General features: G+C 63.1%; 27 protein-coding genes. 12 read left to right on the plus strand and 15 right to left on the minus strand.

Going from position 1 to position 24,304, the window contains the following annotated elements:
• Nucleotides 1-906 (minus strand): LysR substrate-binding domain-containing protein (locus LB569_RS19320; protein WP_224693708.1); only part of this gene is annotated, 906 nt, incomplete at its 3' end.
• A 119-nt stretch (nucleotides 907-1,025) separates the two neighbouring features.
• Here LB569_RS19320 and LB569_RS19325 point away from each other — a divergent pair.
• The 3 genes from LB569_RS19325 (at nucleotide 1,026) to LB569_RS19335 (ending at nucleotide 3,360) form a co-directional block, all read left to right on the plus strand.
• Nucleotides 1,026-1,316, plus strand: a complete 291-nt coding sequence (locus LB569_RS19325) for a muconolactone Delta-isomerase family protein (RefSeq protein WP_224693709.1) — start codon at nucleotides 1,026-1,028, stop codon at nucleotides 1,314-1,316.
• A 141-nt stretch (nucleotides 1,317-1,457) separates the two neighbouring features.
• Nucleotides 1,458-2,240: a glucose 1-dehydrogenase gene (locus LB569_RS19330; protein ID WP_224540592.1), complete on the plus strand. Its 783-nt coding sequence runs from the start codon at nucleotides 1,458-1,460 to the stop codon at nucleotides 2,238-2,240.
• Nucleotides 2,241-2,361: 121 nt separating this feature from the next.
• Nucleotides 2,362-3,360 (plus strand): transporter, encoded by a 999-nt coding sequence (locus LB569_RS19335; RefSeq protein WP_224540594.1) that lies wholly within the window; start codon nucleotides 2,362-2,364, stop codon nucleotides 3,358-3,360.
• On the opposite strand, the gene rarD is transcribed toward LB569_RS19335, so the two are convergent.
• The 8 genes from rarD to cysS all read right to left on the minus strand — a co-directional run bounded on the left by rarD (nucleotide 3,338) and on the right by cysS (nucleotide 10,373).
• Nucleotides 3,338-4,264, minus strand: a complete 927-nt coding sequence (gene rarD / locus LB569_RS19340) for an EamA family transporter RarD (protein WP_224693710.1) — start codon at nucleotides 4,262-4,264, stop codon at nucleotides 3,338-3,340. The genes LB569_RS19335 and rarD overlap by 23 nt on opposite strands.
• Nucleotides 4,265-4,347: 83 nt before the next feature.
• Nucleotides 4,348-5,970 (minus strand): citramalate synthase, encoded by a 1,623-nt coding sequence (cimA, locus tag LB569_RS19345; RefSeq protein ID WP_224693711.1) that lies wholly within the window; start codon nucleotides 5,968-5,970, stop codon nucleotides 4,348-4,350.
• A 37-nt stretch (nucleotides 5,971-6,007) separates the two neighbouring features.
• Entirely contained in the window at nucleotides 6,008-6,958 is a 951-nt protein-coding gene (gene pip, locus LB569_RS19350) for a prolyl aminopeptidase (protein ID WP_224693712.1), read from the minus strand.
• The gene (locus LB569_RS19355) at nucleotides 6,955-7,431 is read right to left on the minus strand and encodes a GFA family protein (RefSeq protein ID WP_224540602.1); all 477 of its coding nucleotides are present in this window, start codon (nucleotides 7,429-7,431) and stop codon (nucleotides 6,955-6,957) included. The genes pip and LB569_RS19355 overlap by 4 nt, the downstream gene beginning before the upstream one ends.
• On the minus strand, nucleotides 7,428-7,919 hold the full coding sequence (locus LB569_RS19360) for a GFA family protein (protein ID WP_224693713.1): 492 nt from the start codon (nucleotides 7,917-7,919) through the stop codon (nucleotides 7,428-7,430). Before LB569_RS19360 ends, LB569_RS19355 begins: the two co-directional genes overlap by 4 nt.
• A 6-nt stretch (nucleotides 7,920-7,925) precedes the next feature.
• On the minus strand, nucleotides 7,926-8,312 hold the full coding sequence (locus tag LB569_RS19365; protein WP_140710934.1) for a VOC family protein: 387 nt from the start codon (nucleotides 8,310-8,312) through the stop codon (nucleotides 7,926-7,928).
• Nucleotides 8,309-8,713 carry an endonuclease domain-containing protein gene (locus LB569_RS19370; protein ID WP_140710936.1) on the minus strand — a complete coding sequence of 135 codons (405 nt, stop codon included), beginning with the start codon at nucleotides 8,711-8,713 and terminating at the stop codon, nucleotides 8,309-8,311. The genes LB569_RS19365 and LB569_RS19370 overlap by 4 nt, the downstream gene beginning before the upstream one ends.
• 208 nt (nucleotides 8,714-8,921) lie before the next feature.
• A complete protein-coding gene (gene cysS / locus LB569_RS19375) occupies nucleotides 8,922-10,373 on the minus strand; it encodes a cysteine--tRNA ligase (protein WP_224693714.1) in 1,452 nt (483 codons plus the stop codon).
• A gap of 417 nt (nucleotides 10,374-10,790) precedes the next feature.
• Here cysS and LB569_RS19380 point away from each other — a divergent pair, with 417 nt between their 5' ends.
• Nucleotides 10,791-10,946: a hypothetical protein gene (locus LB569_RS19380; protein WP_224693715.1), complete on the plus strand. Its 156-nt coding sequence runs from the start codon at nucleotides 10,791-10,793 to the stop codon at nucleotides 10,944-10,946.
• A gap of 79 nt (nucleotides 10,947-11,025) precedes the next feature.
• Here the strand turns inward: LB569_RS19380 and LB569_RS19385 are convergent, their stop codons facing one another.
• Nucleotides 11,026-11,787 carry an SOS response-associated peptidase gene (locus tag LB569_RS19385; RefSeq protein WP_224693716.1) on the minus strand — a complete coding sequence of 254 codons (762 nt, stop codon included), beginning with the start codon at nucleotides 11,785-11,787 and terminating at the stop codon, nucleotides 11,026-11,028.
• 127 nt (nucleotides 11,788-11,914) lie between these two features.
• Here LB569_RS19385 and LB569_RS19390 point away from each other — a divergent pair, with 127 nt between their 5' ends.
• The 4 genes from LB569_RS19390 to LB569_RS19405 all read left to right on the plus strand — a co-directional run bounded on the left by LB569_RS19390 (nucleotide 11,915) and on the right by LB569_RS19405 (nucleotide 14,311).
• Complete coding sequence (locus LB569_RS19390) at nucleotides 11,915-12,337, plus strand: NUDIX hydrolase (RefSeq protein WP_224693717.1); 423 nt, start codon at nucleotides 11,915-11,917, stop codon at nucleotides 12,335-12,337.
• A 130-nt stretch (nucleotides 12,338-12,467) separates the two neighbouring features.
• Nucleotides 12,468-12,845, plus strand: a complete 378-nt coding sequence (locus tag LB569_RS19395) for a TIGR02301 family protein (protein ID WP_140710946.1) — start codon at nucleotides 12,468-12,470, stop codon at nucleotides 12,843-12,845.
• Nucleotides 12,846-13,196: 351 nt separating this feature from the next.
• Nucleotides 13,197-13,454, plus strand: a complete 258-nt coding sequence (locus LB569_RS19400) for a hypothetical protein (protein WP_140710948.1) — start codon at nucleotides 13,197-13,199, stop codon at nucleotides 13,452-13,454.
• A 68-nt stretch (nucleotides 13,455-13,522) separates the two neighbouring features.
• Nucleotides 13,523-14,311 carry an alanine and proline-rich secreted protein Apa gene (locus LB569_RS19405; RefSeq protein ID WP_224540615.1) on the plus strand — a complete coding sequence of 263 codons (789 nt, stop codon included), beginning with the start codon at nucleotides 13,523-13,525 and terminating at the stop codon, nucleotides 14,309-14,311.
• A gap of 24 nt (nucleotides 14,312-14,335) precedes the next feature.
• On the opposite strand, the gene LB569_RS19410 is transcribed toward LB569_RS19405, so the two are convergent.
• A complete protein-coding gene (locus tag LB569_RS19410) occupies nucleotides 14,336-15,658 on the minus strand; it encodes a dihydroorotase (RefSeq protein ID WP_224693718.1) in 1,323 nt (440 codons plus the stop codon).
• A gap of 81 nt (nucleotides 15,659-15,739) precedes the next feature.
• Here LB569_RS19410 and LB569_RS19415 point away from each other — a divergent pair, with 81 nt between their 5' ends.
• From LB569_RS19415 to LB569_RS19425, 3 genes are all read left to right on the plus strand, one after another.
• Complete coding sequence (locus tag LB569_RS19415) at nucleotides 15,740-16,600, plus strand: YgfZ/GcvT domain-containing protein (protein WP_224693719.1); 861 nt, start codon at nucleotides 15,740-15,742, stop codon at nucleotides 16,598-16,600.
• Entirely contained in the window at nucleotides 16,600-17,235 is a 636-nt protein-coding gene (locus tag LB569_RS19420) for an HD family hydrolase (RefSeq protein WP_224693720.1), read from the plus strand. Before LB569_RS19415 ends, LB569_RS19420 begins: the two co-directional genes overlap by 1 nt.
• Nucleotides 17,236-17,300: 65 nt before the next feature.
• The gene (locus tag LB569_RS19425) at nucleotides 17,301-19,442 is read left to right on the plus strand and encodes a putative bifunctional diguanylate cyclase/phosphodiesterase (protein WP_224693721.1); all 2,142 of its coding nucleotides are present in this window, start codon (nucleotides 17,301-17,303) and stop codon (nucleotides 19,440-19,442) included.
• A gap of 16 nt (nucleotides 19,443-19,458) precedes the next feature.
• Here LB569_RS19425 and LB569_RS19430 read toward each other — a convergent pair whose 3' ends face one another.
• The gene (locus tag LB569_RS19430; protein ID WP_224693722.1) at nucleotides 19,459-20,349 is read right to left on the minus strand and encodes a fatty acid desaturase family protein; all 891 of its coding nucleotides are present in this window, start codon (nucleotides 20,347-20,349) and stop codon (nucleotides 19,459-19,461) included.
• 111 nt (nucleotides 20,350-20,460) lie between these two features.
• Between LB569_RS19430 and LB569_RS19435 the strand changes: the two genes are divergently transcribed.
• Nucleotides 20,461-21,378, plus strand: coding sequence for a LysR substrate-binding domain-containing protein (locus tag LB569_RS19435; protein WP_224693723.1), 918 nt, complete (start codon nucleotides 20,461-20,463; stop codon nucleotides 21,376-21,378).
• Between the two features lie 18 nt (nucleotides 21,379-21,396).
• Here the strand turns inward: LB569_RS19435 and LB569_RS19440 are convergent, their stop codons facing one another.
• The 3 genes from LB569_RS19440 to LB569_RS19450 are packed head-to-tail and all read right to left on the minus strand — an operon-like array spanning nucleotide 21,397 to nucleotide 24,247.
• Nucleotides 21,397-21,669: a DUF3303 domain-containing protein gene (locus LB569_RS19440; protein ID WP_224693724.1), complete on the minus strand. Its 273-nt coding sequence runs from the start codon at nucleotides 21,667-21,669 to the stop codon at nucleotides 21,397-21,399.
• 17 nt (nucleotides 21,670-21,686) lie between these two features.
• On the minus strand, nucleotides 21,687-23,150 hold the full coding sequence (locus tag LB569_RS19445; protein WP_140710664.1) for a RimK family protein: 1,464 nt from the start codon (nucleotides 23,148-23,150) through the stop codon (nucleotides 21,687-21,689).
• Entirely contained in the window at nucleotides 23,150-24,247 is a 1,098-nt protein-coding gene (locus tag LB569_RS19450; protein ID WP_224693814.1) for a peptidase C39 family protein, read from the minus strand. Before LB569_RS19450 ends, LB569_RS19445 begins: the two co-directional genes overlap by 1 nt.
• Nucleotides 24,248-24,304: the final 57 nt, after the last annotated feature.

The raw sequence follows: 24,304 nt of genomic DNA on the forward strand, positions 1-24,304 counted from the left end.
CTCCCCTACTCCCCTACTCCCCTCCCTCCGAGCGGCCTCCCGCAGATCGGCAATCAACGCGCGCCGGTCCTGCCGCCGCCAGGCAAGGTGGATGGAAACCGTGCGCCCGAACCACGGCATGTCGCGGAACACGATCGAGGGCGGCGCGGCCGTGCGCAGGCTCGCCTGCACGGTGGCGAGACCAAGGCCGGCGCTGACAAGCCCAAGCGAGGTCAGCGGATCCGCCGTCTCGTAAGCGATGTCGGGCACGAAGCCAGCCTCGGCGCAAGCGGCGAGGAACTGGCCACGATTGGTATCGTCTGGCTGGCGCACCACTGTGATCCAGACGCGGCCATCGAGATGGCGCGGCTGGATGTCGGGCACACCGGCCAGCGGATCATCCTCGGGAATGGCTAGCACCAGCGGCTCGTGGCGCAGCGGCGTGCTGGCGATATCGGGATCATCGGCCGCCGCGGGCGCATAGACCAAACCAAGATCGAGCGAGCGCTGCCGAAGCGCCTCCATCTGCGCCGCCGAGCGCAGGCTTCTCAACTGCAGATGAAAATCCGGTCGGTCGCGGCGGAACTGGCGCAGCATGCCCGCGACAAGCCCGGCATGGACCGCACCCTCGACATAGCCGATGGCAAGGCGCCCGACAGAACCGCTGGCCAGGTTGCGGCCAAGCTCCTCCAACCGGCGCGCATTCGACAGCAAGGCGCGGGCCTCGGTCAGGAAGGCGCGGCCCTCGGCATTGAGATGAACGCGCTGCTTTGCCCGCTCGAACAGGGCGACGCCAAGCTGTTGCTCCAACTGAATGATCTGACGGCTGAGCGGCGATTGCGAGATATGCAGCAGTTCGGCGGCACGACCGACGCTGCCGGTTTCGGCGACGGTGACGAAATATCTGATCTGGCGCAGGTCGAACATTTTTTGCTCCTCGACACAAAGTCCTTCCAGGTCTCAACTTTAGCCTAGTCAGTCTTTGACTGTCTGACTACCTGGCGCGATATCTCCTGTCATCAACCGCCGACAACAGGAGACCGAAAATGCAGTTCCTTGCCCTTCTCACCCGCAATACGGAAAAGTTCACCGATGCCGATTTCGCACCCGTTCTGCCTGGCGAGGCCGAGCAGCGCCGCGCCCTTTATGCAGAAGGCGCGGTGCGCCAGATCTGGAATCGCGGTGACATTCCCGGCAGCTGCCTGATGTTCGAAGCCGGCAGCGATGCCGATGTGCGCGGCCATCTCGCCACTCTGCCGCTGGTCAAGGCCGGCATGATGGACATTGCAGCGATCGTGCCGCTCAACCCCTATCCAGGGTTTGGCCCGAAGCGCTGAGGCTGACGGAACCCGGGGCGCCATGGTGACAAGCGCCTTGCATGTCATCAAGCCATTCGGCAGGCTGGTGCCGCCGCTCGCGGAGGCTAGACCAGCCTTTCGCGCTGGCGAGCGACAAATCGCCAGCGATGAAGGTGCAAATTGCATTCGACTGACTATCTCGGCCGCCTGTTCGGCCTCGAAGGCAAGCATGCCTTCATCACCGGCGCCAGCCGCGGCCTGGGCCTTGCCTTCGCGGAGGCGCTTGCGAGCGCCGGCGCGCGCGTCACCATCGGCGGCCGCAAGGCCGACGAACTCAAAGCCGCCGGCGAGCGCCTGCGCGCCGAAGGCCACACCGTGGCTGAAGCGATGATCGACGTCACCGACACCCAGTCGGTCGACAAGGCGATCGCGGCGGCCGAAATCGGCACCGGACCGATCGACATCCTGGTCAACAATGCCGGCATCCAGCGACGGGCGCCGCTGGAGAGCTTTAGCGACGCCGACTGGGACGCACTGATGGCTACCAATCTGGACGGCGTGTTCAAGGTGAGCCGGGCCGTCGTCAAGAGCATGATCGCGCGCCAAAGGGGGTCGATCATCAATGTCTCCTCGGTGCAGAGCGTGCTCGCTCGCCCCTCGATCGCGCCTTACGCGGCAAGCAAGGGCGCCATCACCATGCTCACCAAGTCGATGGCCGGCGAATGGGGCCAGCACGGTGTGCGCGTCAACGCCATCGCGCCGGGCTATTTCAAGACCGAGCTCAACGACGCACTGGTCGCCGACGAGACATTCTCCGCCTGGCTGACCGGCCGCACGCCGATGCGGCGCTGGGGCGAGGTGCGGGAACTCGCGGGCGCCGCCGTATTCCTGGCGTCCGACGCCGCCAGCTTCGTGAGCGGACAGACCCTGCTGGTGGATGGCGGGATTACCAGCGTCCTGTAGAGACCCGTGCCCGCGATGCACATCGTCACGAAACAGTCACACTAAATCGGGGATGCCATGCTAGGAATCGCAGCTGGCCGCCCCCGCAACCCCGACCGCATCAGAGACCGGCGAAGCCGCCATGAACATCGCCCTCCCCGCCGAAGGCACCGACCTGTCGCCTTACCTGCCCGATGAGCACGGGTTGTTCTTCATCTACCACTTCACCACCGAAGGGGTGCGCACCAGGGATTCCGGTGCGGCGCACTGGACGTGGCGCAGCTACCAGCTTTCCGACATGCGCGCCCGCCACGAGATCGGAGCCGACCAGGCCTTGCCGGCGCCGGTGCGCGAAGCCTTCCTGACCGCCAGCCATGGCTGCCATATCGACCTCGAGGATGACTGGCTCTATGGCGATCTGCCGGACCTGCGCCATGACTATTCGGCGGAAGCCGGCGGGCTTGGCCATTTCCGCTTCGCCCTCAACGATACGATGCTGGTCGGCGCCCGCAAGCAGCCGCTGCAATCGGTCGACAACATCCGCAAGGCGATCGAGAACGGATCGCGCAAATTCCGTTCGCCGGCCGAGCTGATCGAGGCCGTCGTCGGACAGTCTTTCGACGGAATGGCGGCGGAACTGGCGACCCTCAGCGACAGTCTCGACGGTATCGAGGACCGTATCGTGTGCGACGCATGGCACAATGAGCGGCAGGCGCTGGTCGATGCGCGCCGGCACCTGGTGGTCATCCACCGGCAGATGGCGACCCTGACCAATCTGTTTCGCCATCTCGACCATTCGCATCGCAACGACCTGCCGGATTCGATCAACGACATGGCGGCGCGGCTCTCGCACCGCGCCCAGACGCTGCACTATGACGGCGAGCAGTTGCAGGCGCGCACGCGGCTGCTGCAGGACGAACTGATGGCCAAGCTGACGACGCAGTCGAACCGGCTGCTCTATGTGCTGTCGGTGATGACGGCGGTGCTGTTGCCGATGACCATCATCTCGGGCCTGTTCGGCATGAATGTCGGCGGCCTGCCGCTGGTCAACACGCCCATGGGCTTCTGGGTGGTGACGGCGGTATCGCTGCTGATCGCGGGCGTGACCTATCTTTTCGTCAGGCGGCTCGGACAGATGTAGCCCGGCGCGCCGTCGCCAGCATGGACCAGGAATAGACCGCGAGAGCCGCCCAGATCAGGCCAAAGGCGATGGCCTGCGTGGTGCCGAATGGCTCGTCGAAGATCAGCACGGCAATCAGGAACACCATGGTCGGCGCTATGTACTGCATGATGCCGATGGTCGAGAGGCGCAGCAGCTTGGCACCGAAGGCGAACAGCAGCAGCGGCACGGACGTCACCGGCCCGCAGCCGATGAGCAGCGCGGTGTCGGTGCCATTGCTGGAGACGAAATGGTCCTGCCCGGTGGCGATCAGGAAAATGATGTAGCCCAGCGCCGGGACCGACAGCAAAAGCACTTCGAGCAGAAAACCCTGGCTGGGGCCGATCGGCAGCGTCTTGCGGAAGAAGGCGTAGGCGGCGAAGGAAAAGGCCAGCGCCAGCGATACCCAGGGCAGCTTGCCGCCCTCGATCGTCAGCACGGCGACGGCAATCGCGGCAAGCACCACCGCGGCGATCTGCAGCCGGTCGAGCCGCTCGCCAAGCAGCAGCGCGCCGACCACGACGTTGACGAGCGGGTTGATGTAATAGCCCAGCGCTGTCTCGACGGTGCGGTCGACGGCGATCGCCCAGACATAGATGCCCCAGTTGACCGAGATCAGCGCCGCCGTCAGCGCGGCCATTGCGATGGTGCGGGGCGAGCGGATCGCCGCCTTGAAGTCCGCCGTGCGACCGGCCCAGATCAGGACCGCCGCGGCGATCGGCACCGACCAGACGATGCGGTGTGCAATCACCTCGGCAAGCGGCAGATGCGCCACCGCCTTCATGTAGAAAGGCAGCAAACCCCACAAGAGATAGGCACCCAGCGCCAGCAGGAAGCCGCGGCGGGCTCTTCCGTCTGCATCCTGGGCAATTGCTTCAGCGGCCATGGGCCAACGCTATGGCCCAGTAACCTTGGCAAGACCATCGCAAAGTTCTGATGGATCAATGGACTTTCGTTGATGGTTCAAACTTACTCCGCCGCCACCAGCCCCGCCATCTCGCGGTTCTTCATCAGCTTGTAGATGATCGAATCCATCAGCGCCTGGAAGGACGCGTCGATGATGTTTTCGGACACGCCGACCGTCCACCAGCGGGCGCCGGTACCGTCATGCGATTCGATGAGCACGCGGGTGATGGCCTCGGTGCCGCCATTGAGGATACGCACCTTGAAGTCGGCAAGCTCGAGATCGGCGATCTCGTTCTGGTATCTGCCGAGATCCTTGCGCAGCGCGATGTCGAGCGCGTTGACCGGGCCATGGCCCTCGGCCACCGACATCTTCTCCTCGCCCTCGACCAGCACCTTGACCACCGCTTCCGACACCGTCTTCAACTGGCCGTTGGCATCGAAGCGGCGCTCGATCATGCAGCGGAACGAGGTGACGTGAAAGAACTCGGGCAGGCCGTGCAGCATCTTGCGCGCCAGGAGTTCGAAGGAGGCGTCGGCGCCCTCATAAGCATAGCCCGAGGCCTCACGCTCCTTGACCACCGATATCAGGGCGTCGAGCCGGTGATCGTCCTTCGGTACATCGATGCCGCGCCGCTTCAACTCGGCGAGGAAATTGGCCTTGCCGCCCTGGTCGGAGACCATGACGCGGCGACGGTTGCCGACCGATTCCGGCTGCACGTGCTCATAGGTCGCCGGCTCCTTGGCAAGCGCGGAAGCATGGATGCCGGCCTTGGTGGCAAAGGCGGATGAGCCGACATAGGGCGCCTGCGCTTCCGGGGCGCGGTTCAACAATTCGTCGAACGCGCGAGACAAGCGCGAAATGCCGGTGAGCGCCTCGTCTGAAATGCCGGTCTCGAAACGGTCGGCGAAAGCCGGCTTCAGCGCCAGTGTCGGCACGATCGAGATCAGATTGGCGTTGCCGCAACGTTCGCCGATCCCGTTCAGCGTGCCCTGGATCTGGCGCACGCCGGCCTCGACGGCGGCCAACGAATTGGCCACCGCCTGGCCGGTGTCGTCATGGGCGTGGATGCCGAGATGCGCGCCCGGAATGCCCGCGGCAATGACTTTTTCAACGATTGCCCGCACTTCCGAGGGCTGCGTGCCGCCATTGGTGTCGCAAAGCACCACCCAGCGCGCGCCGGCTTCATAGGCCGTCCTCGCGCAGGCCAGCGCGTAGTCCGGATTGGCCTTGAAGCCGTCGAAGAAATGCTCGCAATCGACCGTCGCTTCCTTGCCCGAAGCGACTGATGCCTCGACCGAAGCCTTAATGGCGTCGAGGTTCTCCTCGTTTGTACAGCCGAGCGCGACGCGGACATGGTAGTCCCAGCTCTTGGCTACGAAGCAGATGGCGTCCGATTTCGACTGTACAAGTGCCGCCAGCCCCGGGTCGTTGGAGGCCGACACCCCAACCCGCTTGGTCATGCCGAAGGCGACGAATTTGGCGCGTGCCGTGCGTTTCTGCTGGAAGAATGCCGTGTCGGTCGGGTTGGCACCGGGATAACCACCTTCGACATAGTCGAAGCCGAACTCGTCGAGCAGTTTGGCAATCGCGATCTTGTCCTCGACCGAAAAGTCGATGCCCGGCGTCTGCTGGCCGTCGCGCAATGTGGTGTCGAAGAGGTAAAGGCGTTGTTTTGTCATGGCCATAGCTCGAAAAATCGTCGCGGAGCGCAAGCAGGAAAGGCTATTTTCCCGCAAACTTGTCCGTCGCCCGGATCAGTTGATGGAGGATGCCAGGCTCGGAATAGGCATGGCCGGCGCCTTCGACCAGATGAAAATCCGCCTTCGGCCATGCCTTGTGCAGCGCCCAGGCGTAGCGCGCCGGGCACGGCATGTCATAGCGGCCGTGGACGATGGTGCCGGGGATATCCCCGAGCTTATGCGCGTCGCGCAGCAGCTGCCCCTCCTCCAGCCAACCGGCGTGGACGAAATAATGGTTCTCGATGCGGGCGAAGGCGACGGCATAGTCGTCCTGCCCGAACGGACCGCTGGTTTCCGGCTCCGGCAGCAGCGTGATCGTCTCGCCTTCCCATAGGCTCCAGGCGCGGGCGGCCTCGATTTGCGCCTTGCGGTCGGACCCGACCAGCCGCTTGCGGTACGCGCCCATCATGTCGCCGCGCTCGGCCTGCGGGATCGGCGCCAGGAAACGCTCCCATTTGTCGGGGAACATTTCCGAGACGCCGAACTGATAATACCATTCGAGTTCCGCGCGGGTCAGCGTGTAGATGCCACGCACCACCAGTTCGCTGACGCGATCGGGGTGTGTCTCGGCATAGGCGAGCGCCAGCGTCGAGCCCCAGGAGCCGCCGAACACCAGCCATTTGTCGAAGCCGGCCATTTCGCGCAGGCGCTCGATGTCGGCGACCAGATGCCAGGTGGTGTTGGCCTCCAGCGAGGCGTTGGGCGTCGACTTGCCGCAACCGCGCTGGTCGAACAGGATGACGTCGTAGAGCTTCGGGTCGAACAGCCGACGGTGTTTGGGCGAGATGGTGCCGCCCGGTCCGCCATGCAGGAAGACCGCCGGCTTGGCGCCCTTGGTGCCCGACCGCTCCCAATAGACCTGATGACCGTCGCCGACATCGAGCATGCCGGAGTCAAACGGTTCGATTTCCGGATAGAGGGTGCGCAAGCTCATAGTTTCAGGCCCTGTTGCGGCCAGTTGGCCGTTTCGTGATCGGGATGCTGGAAGGAGATGATCTGCTCCTGCCTTGTGTAGAAATCGGGGTCGTCGTGGACAGGCTGGTCGAAGATCGTCTCCACCCAGGGCAGCCGCGCGGCGTAGTTGACCTGGATTTGCGGCGCCAGATCGGAGCGGTCGTCGAAGGCGCCGATAGCGATCTCGAGCCCACCGGGCTGGCGATAGGTCAGCGGTGTGCCGCAGCGCGCGCAGAAGCCGCGATCGATGTTGACCGACGACTGGAAATAGCTCGGCTCCTCATGGGTCCATTCGACACCATCCTTGGGCACCGTCACCAGCGCGCCGAAGAATGAACCAAACTGCTTCTGGCACATCCGGCAATGGCAAATGGACGGGCGTCCCAGCGCGCCTTTGACGCGGAAGCGCACGGCGCCGCACTGGCAGCCGCCGGTTCGGACTTGATCGGTCATGGTCTTTCCTCCGGCGGCCATTGCTCGGTGTCGTGATCGGGATGCTGATAGGAGACAAGGTCGGCGAGATAGGGGGCCGAGCCCATATCCGCCATCGTGTCCTCGCCCGGCAATCGCGGAATGGAATCCACATAGGGCAGTTTCGCCTCCGTGCCCCATTGAATGGTCGGCGCGATATCAGCCGGATCGTCGAAAGCGGCGATCGCCAGCGCCATGCCGTCAGGCGCCTCGAAGGTCAGCGGCGTGCCGCATTCGGCGCAGAAGCCGCGCCAGGCGGCATTGGAGGACCGGAAACGCTTGGGCTCGCCGCGCGTCCAGTCGAGCTTGGCGCCGCGCACCGAAACCAGCGGCAGGTAGAAATTGCCGCTCGCCTTCTGGCACATGCGGCAGTGGCAGATCGAGGCGTCGCCGAGCGCGCCTTCGACACGGAAGCGCACCGCGCCGCACTGGCAGCCACCCGAGTAGACCGGCCGGTTGTCGAGGCTCATGACCCCTCACTCCGGCGCATGGCAGACGGCCTCGACATTGTTGCCGTCGGGATCGAAGACGAAGGCGCCGTAATAGTTGGCGTGATAGTGCGGACGCAGGCCCGGCCCGCCATTGTCCTTGCCGCCGGCGGCAAGGGCCGCGGCATGGAAAGCCTCGACCTCGGCACGGTTGCGCGCGGTGAAGGCGACGTGCTGATGAGCCTTCTGGCCATCCTTGCCTTCCTGCAGCCAGAACACCGGGCGGTCGCGGCCATAACCGCCAACCTTGGCGCCACCGGTGTATTCCAGCGGCACCATGTAAAGCAGCGAGGCCCCCAGCGGCGCCATCGCCTTGTCGTAGAAAGCCTTGGAGGCGTCGAAATCGGAAACGTCGATGCCGAGATGGTCGATCATGGGACGAGTTCCTCCCTTGCTGGTTGCGGCACTTCGGCGTTGGCCAGGCCGGCCGAGATGACGATGTGCTGGCAGACATTGTCGATATCGCGGATCACGTCATCATTCCAGAAGCGCAGGATGGTCCAGCCGAGCGCTTCGAGCTTCGCGGTTCGCACTGCATCCAATTCCGAGGCTTCGGCTGTTGCGTGTTGGGAGCCGTCGATTTCTATGATTAGTTTTTTGGTCGGACATGCAAAGTCGACGATGTAGCCCGCTATGGGCATCTGCCGCCGAAAAGATAGCCCCATCAGCCTATGTGCACGTATCTCATTCCAGAGCTTCAGCTCGGCATCGGTCATTTGCTTGCGCATCTTGCGCGCATTGCCGCGACTGAGAGGAGATACGAGATGATGGGTCATCGCGAGGCGCCCCCCTCTGTCCTGCCGGACATCTCCCCCTCTAGGGGGGAGATCGGCCGTTTTGCCGTTTGCGCCCGATCTTCAACGGCGGAGATTAGCGAAGGCTGAAATGGCTTCCAATCTCCCCCCTTGAGGGGGAGATGCCCGGCAGGGCAGAGGGGGGCGCCTCGCACCAACCTCTCCACTCCGGTCATATGAGCGGCCATCCTCACCGCTTGATCTCCCACGTCGTCATGCGCTCGCCGGTGAGCGGGTCCTTGCCGTCCTTCAGCTGTACGCCTTGCGCCAGGAGTTCGTCGCGGACACGGTCGGCTTCGGCCCAGTTCTTGGCGGCGATCAGTTCCAGGCGGTGGGCGATAGCCTTGGCCACCGCCACGTCATCCACCTTGGCCGCGTCTACGTCGAAGCCGAGGAAGGCGAGTGCCGTTTTCAGTGCCGCGGCAGCAGCGTTCTCTCCGTCGCCGTCAAAGTCGGTCGCCTCGCCGGCTAGCTGGGTCAGTTGCTGGAAGGCCGCATAGGTCGCGAGATCATCCGACAGCGCCTCCACGACCTCCGCCGGCAACCGGCCTCCCGCGACCGGCGCCAGGTCCGCCGCGCGCTTCCATTTGCGCAGCGTGTTTTCCGCCTCCTCCAGCTTGCGCACGGAAAAGTCGATCGGTTCGCGGTAATGCGTCATCAGCATTGCCAGCCGCAGCACGTCGCCCGGCCATTTGCGGCCACCGAAAGTGTCGGTCTCCAGCAATTCGTGGATCGAGTAGAAATTGCCGAGGCTCTTCGACATCTTCTGGCCCTCGACCTGCAGGAAGCCGTTGTGCATCCACACATTGGCCATGACATCGGTGCCGTGGGCGCAGCGCGACTGGGCAATCTCGTTCTCATGGTGCGGGAAGATCAGGTCGAGGCCGCCGCCATGGATATCGAAGACCTCGCCGAGATAGGCGGCCGACATGGCCGAGCATTCGATGTGCCAGCCGGGCCGTCCCCTGCCCCACGGGCTTTGCCAGCCGGGCTCCTCCGGCGACGACAGTTTCCACAGCACGAAATCGCCGGGATTCTTCTTATGGGCGTCGACGGCGATGCGGGCGCCGGCCTGCTGCTCGTCGAGATTGCGTTTCGACAACTGCCCATAGTCCGGCATCGACGCCGTATCGAACAGAACTTCACCCGCCGCGACATAGGCATGGCCGCGTCCGATCAGGCTTTGAATCAAGGTGATCATGTCGGCCTTGCCGTCGGCGCGCGGTTCGACGAATTCGGTGGCGCGCGGCTCGACCGTCGGCTCCAGGCAGCCAAGCGTGGCGACATCGCCGTGGAACTGGTCGGCCGTTTTTTCGGTAACCCGCCGTATCGCTTCGTTGAGCGACAGTGTGCCGGCTGATATCTCGCCGCCGAAATCGCGCAGCGCGCGCGCGTTGATCTTGTCGTCGACGTCGGTGATGTTGCGCACATAGGTGACATGCGTCTCGCCATAGAGATGGCGCAGCAGACGGAACAGCACGTCGAAGACGATCACCGGCCTGGCATTGCCGATATGGGCGAAATCGTAGACGGTCGGTCCGCAGACATACATGCGCACGTTCTGCGGATCGATCGGGACAAAATCCTCCTTCGTGCGCGTCAGCGTGTTGTAGAGGCGCAGACCCTGTGATGCGTCAGACATTCCCTGCCTTCCCGGTTTTCAGAACTTCTTGTCGGATGGAGCCAGCCAGCGCCGAGGCGCAAGTCAAGCTCCAGCCTGCTGGCCGGGGCGTTTGTCCAATCTGGGGAAAGATGAGGCGAAAACGTCCGGACCAGCGCGAGGCTAGCCAATAATGCAAATGCCACAAATGGCGAAAGACGTTTTCATGGGCGGCTTTATCGCCCTGACCAGTGTTGCCGTCAAGTCGCTCAGGCCGGGAAAAACATCGCCAAGGCGGGCAAACGCATCGCCCGATGACGCGGAATCAGTCAGTGAAACATTTTATTAAACATGTCGGCACAGTCATGAAACATTCGCCGGCTAGATCACCACGCGTCACGATTTGGTCGGAATCAACCATCAAACGCAGACACGGAAATGTTACCAGGGAAGAGAAACATGCCTCGAAACAAGCAGGAAGCCAACCGCGCCAAGCAACCGGCGCTGGCCAGCCACTATCGCGCGATCGGCCCGGCCGCCATCGTCGCCGCCCTTCTTCACACCGCCAAGAAGAACAAGCCGGCGCAGAAGATCGTATCGCCCCGCGCCGCCTGAAGCGGCGCCCCGGCCGACGCAATCGCCGGCACGGAGGGCGCGAACGGCGCCCTGGACATGAAGACCTCGACAGGCTTCGCTAGAACAGCGTCATCTGACTGTCGTCCGCGCCGGACTTCTGGCGCCTGACTTTCTCGGGCTCCGGCCCGATCTCACCCTTCTCTTGAATCTCGGGTCCAGTATTGGCGACCTTGTTGACGAGGTCGGAGACAGGGATCGCCTCGAAGAAATCGGGCTGCGCCGGCCGCAGCAAATCGGCGACATCGCGCGGTTCGAGCGTGCGGCAATCCAGCCAACGAGCGAAATCCCTGGGGTCGATGACCACCGGCATCCGGTCATGGATGTGAGCGATGTCGGCATTGGCGTTGACTGTCAGGATCGCGCCGGTATCCATTTCCGAACCGCCCGGCTCGGCATAGGTTTCGATAAGGCCGGCAAAGGCGATCAGTCCGCCATGCCTGGGCCGTATCCAATAAGGTTGCCCCTTCTTGCCGCCGGTCTGCCGCCATTCATAGAAGCCCGATGCCGGTACCAGCGCGCGGCGATGGCGCATGGCGGCCTTGAACGAGGCCTTCTCGATCGCCCCTTCCGAACGCGCGTTGAACAGCAGCGGAAACTCCCTGGTGTCCTTGACCCAGGCGGGAATGAGACCCCAGCGCACCAGCATTGCCTGCCGGTCCGGAAGATTGGAGCCCGGAGCTCGCGGCGCGCCCGATGTCGCCATCAGGACCGGCTGTGTCGGCGCGATGTTATAGCGGGCCGGGAAATCCTCGAGCTCGGCAAGACCCAGCAAGGCCGCGGTCTGGTCCGGCGTGGCGGTCAGGGCGAAGCGTCCGCACATGATCGATTGTGTCTTTCGAATGGTTCGATGTTGAAAGTGGCGATCGAACCGGCGTTGCGCAACTGTTAAAGCTTGCCCATGCTGCCGGTCCACAAAGACCTGCCTCAAATGAGTTGACTGGGCATCGATGAACACAACGCGCAAGACACTCCCCGCGGTCTCTGTGGCCGTCGTGCGTGGCGACACCGTACTCCTGGTCAAGCGGGCGCGCTCGCCTTCCCAAGGGCTCTACGCATTTCCCGGCGGCAAGGTCGAAGCCGGCGAGACGCTGGAGGACGCGGCACGGCGCGAGCTGCTGGAAGAGACCGGCTTGCACGCTACGGGATTTCGCCCGCTTCGGGAGATCCACATCGACGGCAGGGACGACAGTCATCCGGTCGATTACCACCTCACCGTCTTCGGCGCCGCTTACGCCGGCGGCGAGGCGGTGGCCAGCGACGATGCCGAGACGGCCGCCTTCTACACACTCGAAGACATGACCCTGTTGCCGCTTGCCGGTTCGGTGTTCGAAGTCGCCGAAGAACTGCTAGTCCCCATTCGAACATGCTGACGCAGCACTGAAAAATCGCCTTGCAGGTGACAAATTGTTTCGCCACAAGGCTCATGTTGTCTCGCCAGCCGCGACGTTTGAGGCCGTTAGGCAGACCATAAAGGCTGAAGCCGTCAGGCAGAGCAGGCTTATGAACCGTCCGTCGATACTCCTCGCCATTTGCCTTGCCGTCAGCATGATCATCCCGGCTCGGCCTGCGTTCAGTGCCGACTCGCCGTTCGAGCCGGGACTGATGCGGCTGGCGGAGGTTCTGGGGTCACTGCATTTCTTGCGCAATCTGTGCGGGGAAAAGGGCGACCAGTGGCGGGGCGAGATGGAAAAGCTGCTCGATTCGGAAAATCCTGACCCGGAACGCCGCGCCCGCTTCATCGCCAGCTTCAACCGCGGCTATCGTTCCTTCGGCGGCACCTACACCCAGTGCACCGCTTCGGCTACCGAAGCCATCAGCCGCTATATGAAGGAAGGTGAGACGCTGTCGCGCGACATCGCCTCGCGTTATGGCAACTGAGCATCAATCAACAGATATTAGACCCAACGGCAGAGACTATCGCCATATCCGGCTTGTGCCTGTCTTTGTCTTGGTGCAATCCTGATGTTGCGCTTTTGCAACAGCGTTAATCAAACGTTACCGCACGAATGCGGAATTAACTCAAACTGAAGGTTTTCACCCCGCAGGCAGTCCTAATCGGCTAAGTTTGATCCGGGTTGAAACGCAGCTTCGCCAAACACAGTTGCCCCCTGTAAATGACGATCAAAAAAATGTCGTATTTACAGATACTTACTTGGAGCGCGTGTGAACGGAACAGATCAGGCCTGATCCACACTGATGGGTTGCCGCTTGAAAGGGTGGACATCGCTTATGGAACATGCTGCCAACGACATCGACGCGCTGGTCAGGGAAGAAAAGCGGCTGACGGCGGTTGAGAGCCACAGCGAAGCCTGGGCGGAAGGCCTTTCGGCTGGCATCGAGCCCGACATCATTGCCGAAGCGGCCCTCGAAACGGCATTCGGCGAGATGCTGCGCGCCAATGGCGAGACCTCGGCCCTTGCCCTGCTCGACCGCATGCGCGAGAAGGTCATTGCTGGCGCCTTCGAACCCGAGCGGCTGCGGCACTGAACCAGTATCCGGTTCTTTGACGGCGGAATACCGTTCGGGCGTCATGCCCGAAGCAAGGAGAACGGGCAGTGAATTTTCCGATGTCAGGCGGGCCGAAGGTCTTGGTCCTCTACATCCGCCTCGCTGCTTGCTACGCCGCGATTTCCTTGGTGACGTGCCTGTCCAGCAGCCCGGCCTATGCGCTGAGTGAGATCAAACGCGAAGAGCTCCCCGCGCCAACCACACCGTCGACGGATGACGACACCTCGTCGCCTGGGAACACGATCCCCATGCCCGATCCGGTGGGAACACCGCCTTCAACTAGCCAGCCAGCCGCCCCGGACGCGGCCGAGCCGGACAAGTCGCCGGACGGCGGGAGCAACAGGCCGCGTGTCGATCCGGAGGCCCCCCTACCGGAGGTCGTCTACGACCTTGGCAGGCTGCCCGAGCCCGTGCGGCGCATGCATGACCTGATCATCGAAGCCTGCAAGAGCGGCGACATCGAGAAGCTCAGACCCTTGATCGGCAAGGGCGACAGCATGACCCAGCTGTCGCTGGCCGACATAGACGGCGATGCCATCGCCTTCCTCAAAGGGCTGTCCGGCGACCCTGACGGCCAAGAGATCCTGGCCATTCTCGAGGAGGTGCTTTCCGCCGGCTACGTCCATGTCGACGCAGGCACGCCGCAGGAACTCTATGTCTGGCCGTATTTCTTCGCGCTGCCGCTCGACAAGCTCGACGCCAAGCAGCGGGTCGAGCTGTTCAAGATCGTCACCGCCGGCGATTTCGACGACATGAAACAGTTCGGCGCCTACATCTTCTATCGCGTCGGCATCACCCCCGCCGGACAATGGACCTTCTTCGTCGCCGGCGACTGAAGCTGCCGCCTTCGCCTTGCGGGTCTAGACAAGCGCCTCGGAAAACTCCACCGCCCTGCCCTGGCCTGGCGTCGCGATCTCGCCTTCCCACATGACGCGCTGACCGCGAATGACGGTGCCGACAGGCCAGCCGGTCACTTGCTTGCCGTCATAAGGCGTCCAGCCCGCCTTCGAGCCGGCCTGCGCATTGGTGATGGTCTCGCGCCGCTTCATGTCGACAATGGTGAAGTCGGCGTCATAACCGGCTGCGATGCGGCCTTTCCCAGCCATGCCGAAGATGCGCTGCGGGCCATGGCTGGAGAGATCGACAAAGCGCTGCAGGGTCAACCGGCCGGCATTGACGTGGTCGAGCATGATCGGCACCAGAGTCTGCACGCCGGTCATGCCCGAGGGCGAGGCCGGATAGGATTTTGCTTTCTCGGCCAATGTGTGCGGCGCGTGGTCGGAGCCGAGCACGTCGACAATGCCCTGCGCAATGCCGTGCCAGACGCCGTCGCGGTGGCGCTTGTCGCGCACCGGCGGGTTCATCTGGATCAGCGTGCCGAGCCGCGCATAGTCGTCGGCGCTCAGCGTCAGATGGTGCGGCGTCGCCTCGCAGGTCGCGACATCCTTGTGCTGTTCGAGGAACAGGATTTCCTCCGCGGTCGAGATGTGCAGGACATGGATGCGGGCGCGGACGTCGCGCGCGATGCGGACCAGCCTTTCGGTGCAGCGCAAGGCGGCGATCTCGTCACGCCAGACCGGATGCGATGACGGATCGCCCTCGATGCGCTCGCCCAGGCGCTCGCGCAGCCGGAACTCGTCCTCCGAATGAAAAGCGGCGCGGCGGCGGGTGTTTCGCAGGATCGAGGCGACACCTTCGTCGTCCTCGACCAGCAGATCGCCGGTGGACGAACCCATGAAGACCTTTATTCCCGCGGCGCCTGGCAGCCGCTCAAGTTCGCCGACATCCCTGGCGTTGTCGCGAGTACCGCCGACCCAGAAAGCAAAATCGCAATGCATGCGGCCGCTGCCGCGCCGGACCTTGTCGGCAAGCGTTGCCTCGCTTGTGGTCAGCGGGTTGGTGTTGGGCATTTCGAACACGGCGGTGACACCGCCCAGCACCGCCGCCCGCGTACCCGTTTCCAAATCTTCCTTGTGCTCCAGTCCGGGCTCGCGGAAATGCACCTGGCTGTCGACGACGCCCGGCAGGATATGCAGGCCCCGGCAGTCGATCGTCTCGCCGGCCGAGGCCTGGCGCAGATCGCCGATGGCGGCGATGCGCCCGCCCCTCACGCCGACGTCGCGCAGCCCCTCGCCGTCATGATTGACCACTGTGCCGCCTGTCAGGATGAGGTCGTAGGTCATGGTGATGCTCTCTTGCGGGGGGAGTGTCAGCGGCTTACGTAATGGCCAACCGTTTTGCAAGATCAGGCTTTTATCCGCTCCATGCCCTTTGCCCCGCTGAAAGACCGCGCGCTTATCTCCGTCTCCGGCCCGGATGCCGAACACTTTCTGCAAAACATCCTGACCCTCGATCTCGATGCGCTTGGCAAAGGTGAGGCCAAGCCGGGCGCGCTGTTGACGCCGCAAGGCAAGATCCTGTTCGACTTCCTGATCTCACGAGCGGGAGAAAACGCCTTCCGCATCGAATGCCGTGCCGATGTTTCAGATGATTTCATTCGCCGGCTGATGCTCTACAAGCTTCGCGCCAAGGTCGAGATTGCCAAGCCGGAACAGACGCTTGTCACTGTCGCCTGGGGAAAAGAGTCAATCGCCTCAGAAAGTGATTCAACCTCGGTCGCCGACAGCCGTTTTGGCGACGAAGGCGTCACGCGCTTCTATGCCGACACCGCGGATACCGGCGACGTCGCCGCGTGGCAGGCCTTTCGCATCGCCCACGGCGTCGCGGAGAGCGGTGCCGATTATGCGTTGGGCGACGCTTTCCCGCACGACGTGCTTCTCGACGAGATGGGCGGTGTCGGCTTCAAGAAGGGCTGCTATGTCGGCCAGGAGGTCGTCTCGCGCATGCAGCATCGGGGTACCGCCCGGCGGCGCGTGCTGATTGTCGAGGCCAGGCTTGCCCTGCCCACCTCCGGGACCGAACTCACCGTCGAGGGACGGCCGGTCGGCGTGCTCGGCTCGACCGCCACCCTGACCGGACTCGCCATCGCCCGCATCGACAGGGTCAAGGCGGCGCTCGATGCCGGCCAGCCGATCCTGGCAGGCGACGTACCGGTGACGCTCACTATCCCCAGCTGGGCCAAATTCAGTTTCCCGCAGGAAACCGTCGGCGCTGAGGAAGCCTGATGGCGGCGGACCGCACCGGCGCGCCATCACGAGCCTGGCAGCGCATGCTGTCCGGCCGCAGGCTCGACCTGCTCGACCCCTCGCCGCTCGACATCGAGATTTCGGACATTGCGCATGGGCTTGCCCGCGTCGCACGCTGGAACGGCCAGACCAGCGGCGAGCATGCCTTTTCGGTCGCCCAGCATTCACTGCTGGTCGAGGCGCTGTTCAACGAGTTGGTGCCCCAGGCTTCGGCCGACGACCAGTTGGCGGCGCTGCTGCACGACGCGCCCGAATACGTCATCGGTGACATGATCTCGCCATTCAAGTCGGTGATGGGCGGCAGCTACAAGGATTGCGAATTGCGCCTGCAGCGCGCCATCCATCTGCGTTTCTCGCTGCCTCCCGAACCGACTGCCATCCTGCGCAGGGAGATCAAGCGCGCCGACCAGATCGCCGCCTATTTCGAAGCAACACTGCTTGCCGGCTTTTCGACCACCGAGGCGACCGAGTTCTTCGGCCGCCCGCGCGGTTTTTCCGCCGAGCGTTTCGACTTCACGCCACGCTCGGTGACCTGGGCACAGGATGCGTTCCTGGAGCGGTTTTCGGCGATCGAGACGTCAAGACACCACGTTGCGACATCCGCGCTAGGGTAGAGAACGCTAAATTAACCGGAAGCGTCAACAGTGTGGTGTTCGATCAAGCACCGCAGGGGCGCCTCATGCCCGTCGTGGATGTCAAGGATGGTTCGGTCGTCCCGAAACGGGCGGCCGAAGGCATGGAACGCTCTCGCCGCATGCAAGATGAGCTGCGCGAACAAAACGAGCGCTTTTCAGCCGCCGTCGAGAACATGTCGCACGGCTTGTGCATGTTCGACGCCGACGAACGCATGATCATCTGCAACCGCAACTACATCGACATATTCCATCTCGACGCCACGGTGATGCGGCCTGGCATCGGCTTCATCGACATCCTGCGGCACAGCGTCGACCTCGGCGTCGCCTCGCAAAGCGCCGACGAACTCTACGCCATCCGTAGGCCCTATATCGACCAGGCGAAACCTTCGACCTACGAAGAAATCCTGTCGGACGGCCATATCATTCTTATCTCGCACCGGCCGCTGGCTTCGGGCGGCTGGGTCTCGATCTACGAGGACATCACCGAACAGCGGCGCGCCGAGCAAGATCTCAAGGAGCAGCATCGCCGCTTCGACGCAGCGCTCGCCAACATGTCGCAAGGCCTGCTGATGTATGACGCCGACGGCAAGATGATCGTGCGCAACGGGCGTTTTCTGGAACTGTACAATGTCACGGCGGCCGACTTCCCGCTTGGAACGACACACCGCGAGGCGCTCGAACGATTGCTGGAACTCGGCATCTACACGAAGATCGACGTCGACAGCGAGGTCGCCAGGACCGAAGCCTGCCGGCGGGCGGGGAAAATGCATTCGACTTATCGCCATCTTGCCGACGGCAGGACGATCCTGGTCGTGCGCCAGCCGATGAGCGGCGGCGGCTGGGTGGCGACGTTCGACGACGTGACGGAACGCCGTCTGGCCGAAGAACGCATGACCCATCTTGCGCATCACGACACGCTGACCGGGCTGCCCAACCGCTCGATGTTTCGCGAACGGCTCGACCTTGCGCTGGAGGATGTGGGAGCCACGCCTCTGGCGATCTTCTCGCTCGACCTCGATCGCTTCAAGGCGGTCAACGACACCTGGGGACATCCCGCCGGTGACTGGCTGTTGAAGAGCGTGGCCGAACGACTTCAGCGTTGCCTGCGCAATGATGCGGACATGATCGCCCGTTTCGGCGGCGACGAATTCGTCATCATCCAGTCGAACTTCAAGGGGATTGCCGATGCCGAGAAACTGGCGAAGCGCATCGTCGAGGCCATCGCAAAACCATTTCGCGACAAGAGCCGCGAGATGCATGTCGGCGTCAGCCTGGGCATCGCCGTTTTTCCCGCCGACGGTCGTGACGCCGACGCGCTTCTGAAGAATGCCGACACGGCCCTCTACCGGGCGAAGAGCGAAGGGCGAAACCTCTATCGCTTCTTCGAACCAGGAATGGACGCCGTCGTGCAGGCCCGCAGGGCGCTTGAAGTCGACCTGGAGACCGCGCTGCGGCGCCACGAGTTCGATCTCGATTTCCAGCCCATCATGAACATCGCCTCGGGCGAGATCATCGGCGCGGAGGCCTTGATGCGCTGGCATTCCCCGGCGCGCGGCACTGTCGGGCCGGACAACTTCATTCCGGTTGCCGAAGAGACCGGGCTGATCGTGCCGCTTGGCGAGTGGGCACTGAGGAAAGCCTGTACGGCGGCGGCAAGCTGGCCGCCCGGTTTACGCATCGCCGTCAATGTTTCGGCGGTGCAGCTCAAAAGCAGCGGGTTTGCCCGCGACGTGATCTCGGCACTGGCTTTTTCCGGCGTGCCGGCTGGACAGCTGGAACTGGAGATCACCGAAACCGTACTGATGGACGAGAGCAAGGCCGTGCTGAAAACGCTGCGCCAGTTGCGTGAGCTCGGCATCCGCATCGCGCTTGACGATTTCGGCACCGGCTATTCCTCGCTCGGCTACCTCAGGCGTTTTCCGGTCGACAAGATCAAGATCGACCGATCATTCATTCGCGACATGGGCAACCGCGACACGGCGGCGATCGTCCGCTCCATCATCGGTCTTGCCAGCGAGCTTGGCATCGTCGTCACGGCCGAGGGTGTCGAGACCGAGAGGCAACTCGACATGCTGCGCGACAATGGCTGTGTCGAGGCGCAAGGCTATCTGATCGGCGTGCCGTCGAAGGCAGCGGATATCCAGCGCCTGTTGAAAGCGCGTGCGCCGCGCAGCCAGACCGGCTGACAGCATCGGAGCGAACTCAGTTCAGCGTTTCCAGATATCTCTCGTGGAAGCTGACATAGCCGGGCTCGACCACCTTCAGGTGCCGCTCGATCAGCGCGTGAAATCGCGGCAATTGATGAAAAGGCACGCCCGGATAGGCGTGATGCTCGGCATGGAACGGCATGTTCCAGGCCAGCTTGCGCACCGCCCAGTTGGTCAGCGTCGTCCTGGTGTTTTCCAGCATGTTGGCGACGAACGGACAGCGGCCGTGCTCGGCAAGCAGATAGAGGCGCAGGAATGGCTGTCCCAACAGAGCGGGAATGATCCAGACATGGAGCAGCACCGTTGCGTGAAACCACACGGCAAGCGCCAGGACCACGACATAGAACGCGATCATCGCACGTGCCTCGGCGCGCACTTTGGGCAGGCCTTTTGGCGGCACATAGCTATCGTGGCAGTCCCCACGCGCGTTGATGCATAGCGTCTTGAAATGCCCCCACCACACCGGCAGGCCCGAGACGTGGACAATGTATTGCCGCAAGGTCTCAGGCTTCGGGAAGGCAAGCTCGGGGTCGTTTTCCGGATCCTGCGTGTACCGGTGGTGAGCGAAGTGGAAGTAACGGAACCAGTCGGCGGGCAGCGCGATGGCCAGGCTGCACAGCCGCGCCACGCCGTCGTTCAGCCGCTGCGTATTGAAAGCCGTGCGGTGAACCGTCTCGTGCAGCAGTGTGAACAGGAACACGATCAGGATGCCTTGCGGCAGCATCAGCAATGGCCAGAACGGCACCTTGGCCGCGATCAGCGATCCAATGATGACAATCGCGCCCAAGTGAGCGCCGAACTGGAACAGGCCCGCGACATCGGATTTGGCCGTCAGGCGATTGCGCTCTTCTGACGTCAGTGACGCGATGATGTCGCGATGATCCATCGGCTTCGATCCAGGCTCGAGATTGATGAAATCACTCTAGTCCGCGAAAAAGCTTTCCAAAAACGACGATTCCTGCGATTTGGATAAGCCAGGCTTGTCTATCTGGCGATCATGTTCACATCCCCATCCCTGAAAGGGCTTCAGGCTTTCGAGGCCGCCGCACGTGCGGGCAGCTTTGTCGCGGCGGCGGAAGAACTTTCGGTCTCGGCTGCCGCCGTCAGCCAGCTTATCCGCACCTTGGAGGAGCAGATGGGCCGCAAGCTGTTTCAGCGGGTCAACCGGCGCGTTGTCCTCACCGAGGCCGGCGTGGAAATGTTGCCGCGGCTGACCGTGGCTTTCCAGGAGATCGGCAGCGTCTCGCGCGAGCTGGGCGGCGATGCATTCCGCCCGCGCCTGGTGGTTTCGGTGCCGCCATCCATGGCCATGGGCTGGCTTTCGCAGCGTCTGGCCGGCTTCGTCGAAAGCCATGGCGCTGCTGACATATCGCTGCGTGGCGATGACGACCCGGTGCCTTTCGACCGCGAACTGATCGACATCAGGCTCTCCTACGGCCCGCACTATCGTGAACATCCGACCGAGGACATTGCCAGGGACGCCGTCTATCCGGTCTGCGCGCCAAAGCTTGTCGGCACCAACAAGGTAGACGGCGAGCCGCTCGCCGGGCTGCCGCTGATCCACACGGATTGGGGACCGACCGGCGCTTCGTTTCCGTCCTGGCGCAACTGGTTCGAGGCGACGAATGCCCAATCTGGCCGGGGAGTGCGGCGCGGCCTGTCGGCCAATTCATCGCGCGCGGCACTCGACTTGGCCATTTCCGGATTGGGCGTGACGCTGGCGCAAGGGATCTATTGCGCCGAAGCGGTGGAGGACGGCAGGCTGGTCCGGCCCGCCGCCGGGGCGATCGCGCTACGCCAGCCCTATTGCCTGACCATCCCGGAGCGCAGCGCCACGCGCGATGTGGTGACCGCGTTTCGCGATTGGCTTGTCGGCGAATGCCGGCGCGCTGTGGGTTCGCCGGCGCTGCGCTGACCTGTCAGCTCCCGTTTGTCAGAGGTGGCCGCTCAAGGCCGCCACCATGTCCTTGTTGGTCGCCACCGGCACGATCTCGAACTCGACCAGATCAGCCCATTCGATGACCCATCGCTGCAGCAGCGTGACGTCATTCGTCTCCACCAACAGGAAGCATCGGCTCATATCCGCCGCTATCCAGCTGTGGTGAACGACAAGCTCATCCGGCTTCAGACGACCTCGATCGCGGAAGCGGCGGTAGATATCCTTGCGGTCGCAGCCGGTGAAATCCTCGATCACGATGAACTGCATCTTTGCCCTCGGTTGAATTACCGTCCCGGCCGGTCCAGCCGCTCCAGGAACCACTGCGTCAGCCGCACCCAGACCTCGTCCTTCTCGCCGGAATCCTCCCAGCCATGGTCGAGATTAGGGTTGTCGTTGACCTCGATGACGAAAACACCGTCCTTGGTCTCCTTGAGGTCGACGCCATAGAGGCCGTCGCCGATGCAGCGCGCCGCCTTGACAGCGGTTTCGACGACATGGGCCGGCGTCTCCTTCAGCGTGAAGGTCTTGATGCCGCCCTGGTCGGGCTTGCCATTGGCCTTGTGGTTGACGATCTGCCAGTGCTTCTTGGCCATCAGATAGTGTACGGCAAACAGCGGCTGGCCGCCGAGCACGCCGACACGCCAGTCATATTCGGTCGGAATGAATTTCTGCGCGATCAGGAGGTCCGAATCCTCCAGCCATTCGGTGGCAAGCGTCTTCAGCTCCTCGAAATTGGCGCATTTCTTGACGCCGCGCGAGAACGAGGAATCGGGGATCTTCAGCACCAGCGGAAAACCCAGCGTCTGTGCCGCGAGCTCCAGATCCGAGGTGCCGGCGATCATCACCGTCGGCGGCACCGGCACCTTGTTGTAGGCCATCAGTTCGTTGAGATAGACCTTGTTGGTGCAACGGATCATCGACAGCGGGTCGTCGATGACCGGCATGCCTTCCTGCTGGGCGCGGCGGGCGAAACGATAGGTGTGATTGGAGATCGAAGTGGTCTCGCGGATGAACAGCGCATCGTAGTTCGCCAGCTTGGCGAGGTCCTTCTTGGTGATGGGTTCGATTTCGACCCCCATCTTCTCGGCGATCTTGGCCCAGTAGCGCAGCGAGGAGATTTCCGAGGGCGGCAATTCCTCATGCGGATCGACCAGCGTGGCGAAGGTGTAGCGCGCCGGCGTGCGGCCCTTGGTGTCGCGCCACTCGCGGTTGGTGTAGGTCTCCAGGCACTGGATGAAGCTTTTTTCCTCGTCCTCGGTCATGCGCGCCAGCGGATGGAAGCCGATCTTGCGGATCGAAGCCCATTCGGCGCTGTCCTTGATGTGGACTTCGAGCGCCGGCGCCCGGAACCAGTCGAACAACAGCTTGGCAAAACGGTCCCAGACCTTGGACGGGCCGATGCCGAAGAAAATGCAGACCTTCGCCGGAAAGGTGCCGCCGAGATCCTTGCGGCATTTGTTGAGCGCCAGTTCCAGTTCCGGCAAGGCATGCTCGTAGAGCTTGCGCTCCGACAGGTCGATCATCGTCTCGACGGTCGGGATGACCTTGTGTCCGCGCGAACTCGCCAGCAGCGAGGCGTAATAGCCGCGGCTCTGGTAGCCGTAATTGTTCGACAGGTTGATAACCTTCGGCCGCTGGCCGCGGAACAGCGAGGGATGCGCGAGATAGTCGCGATTGGTGATGATCTTGTGCGGTGTCGCCACCTGGTCGAGATCGCTCTGCCTGCCGGTAAGAATGACCCAGGTCATTATCTCTTTCCCAAAGTGATGGCGGCGCGCAGTCCGTCGCGGCCGAACTGGGCCATGTTCATGAAGATGCCGTAAGGCACGGGAATGTTGGCGGCATCAAGGATGGTTTCCTGCCTTTCATCCTCGACCCACGGATCGTGGATCAGAATATGGTCGCCATCATCGCCAATGGCGAGCACCCAGTGCGGTACCTTCTTGCCGAACATCAGGAAGCCGCTGATCAGCACCAGCACCAGTTTTCCTCCGGCGAGAGCCGCCCTGATATCGTCTATGGTGAACGGACGGTAATTCACCGGGATACCGTAAAGTTCCGCGCGGCGGCGAAAGTCGACCTGGGCGAGTTCCATGACCCGGCGTTTGTCCGCGCTGCGTACCGATTGCAGGAACAGCGCGCCGTAGAAGGAAACGTAGATCTCCGCCGCAAGCCCGCTTTCATAGCCCGAGACAGCCAGGCCGAATGGTTCGCAGCCGCCCGGTCCAGACATCATGAAGACGGTCGTCGCCTCACGCCAGAGTCGGATTTCCATCACCGGGTCCGGAACGAAGCCACGATCGAAATTGGCCATGGCCATCATCAGGCAGCATGGCCCGCAGGTGAACTCGCAGGTCTGCTGGTAGAACGGCACCCTGGTGGCGACCGGAAGGTCGCCGCGCAGGGTTTTTTCGTAGCGCAGCGCCGTCGCACCGTCCTCGTAGTAACCCGGCTCGCGGCCAATCTTGCGGTAGCCGGCCTGCTCGTAGATGCGGATGGCACGGCCATTGTCCTCGCGCACTTCGAGACGCAGCATCATGCGGTCATGTTCGAAAGCGGCTTCTTCCGCCGCCGACAGCAATTGACGGCCGATGCCGAGCCCGCCGAAAAACGGGCCGACGGCTATGGAATAAAGCCGCGCCACACCACTGCCCTTGCGAAACAGCACGATCGCGTAACCGCCGACGCGGCCGTCGATTTCGGCGACCAGCGTCTCGGCGGTCTCGCGCTCGATGAACTGACGGAAAGAGCGGCGGGAGATACGGTCGCTCGAGAACACAGCCTTCTCGATGGCGGCGAGATCATCGACGTCGGACGCGCGGGCCGTGCGGATCTCGGCAGGCATGCGGCTTGAGAAAACCTCGATTGCGTTGCGGAAACGGCCCCGGTCAAAAGCGTCGCG

Source organism: Mesorhizobium sp. BH1-1-4, from assembly GCF_020165665.1.
Classification (GTDB): Bacteria; Pseudomonadota; Alphaproteobacteria; order Rhizobiales; family Rhizobiaceae; genus Mesorhizobium.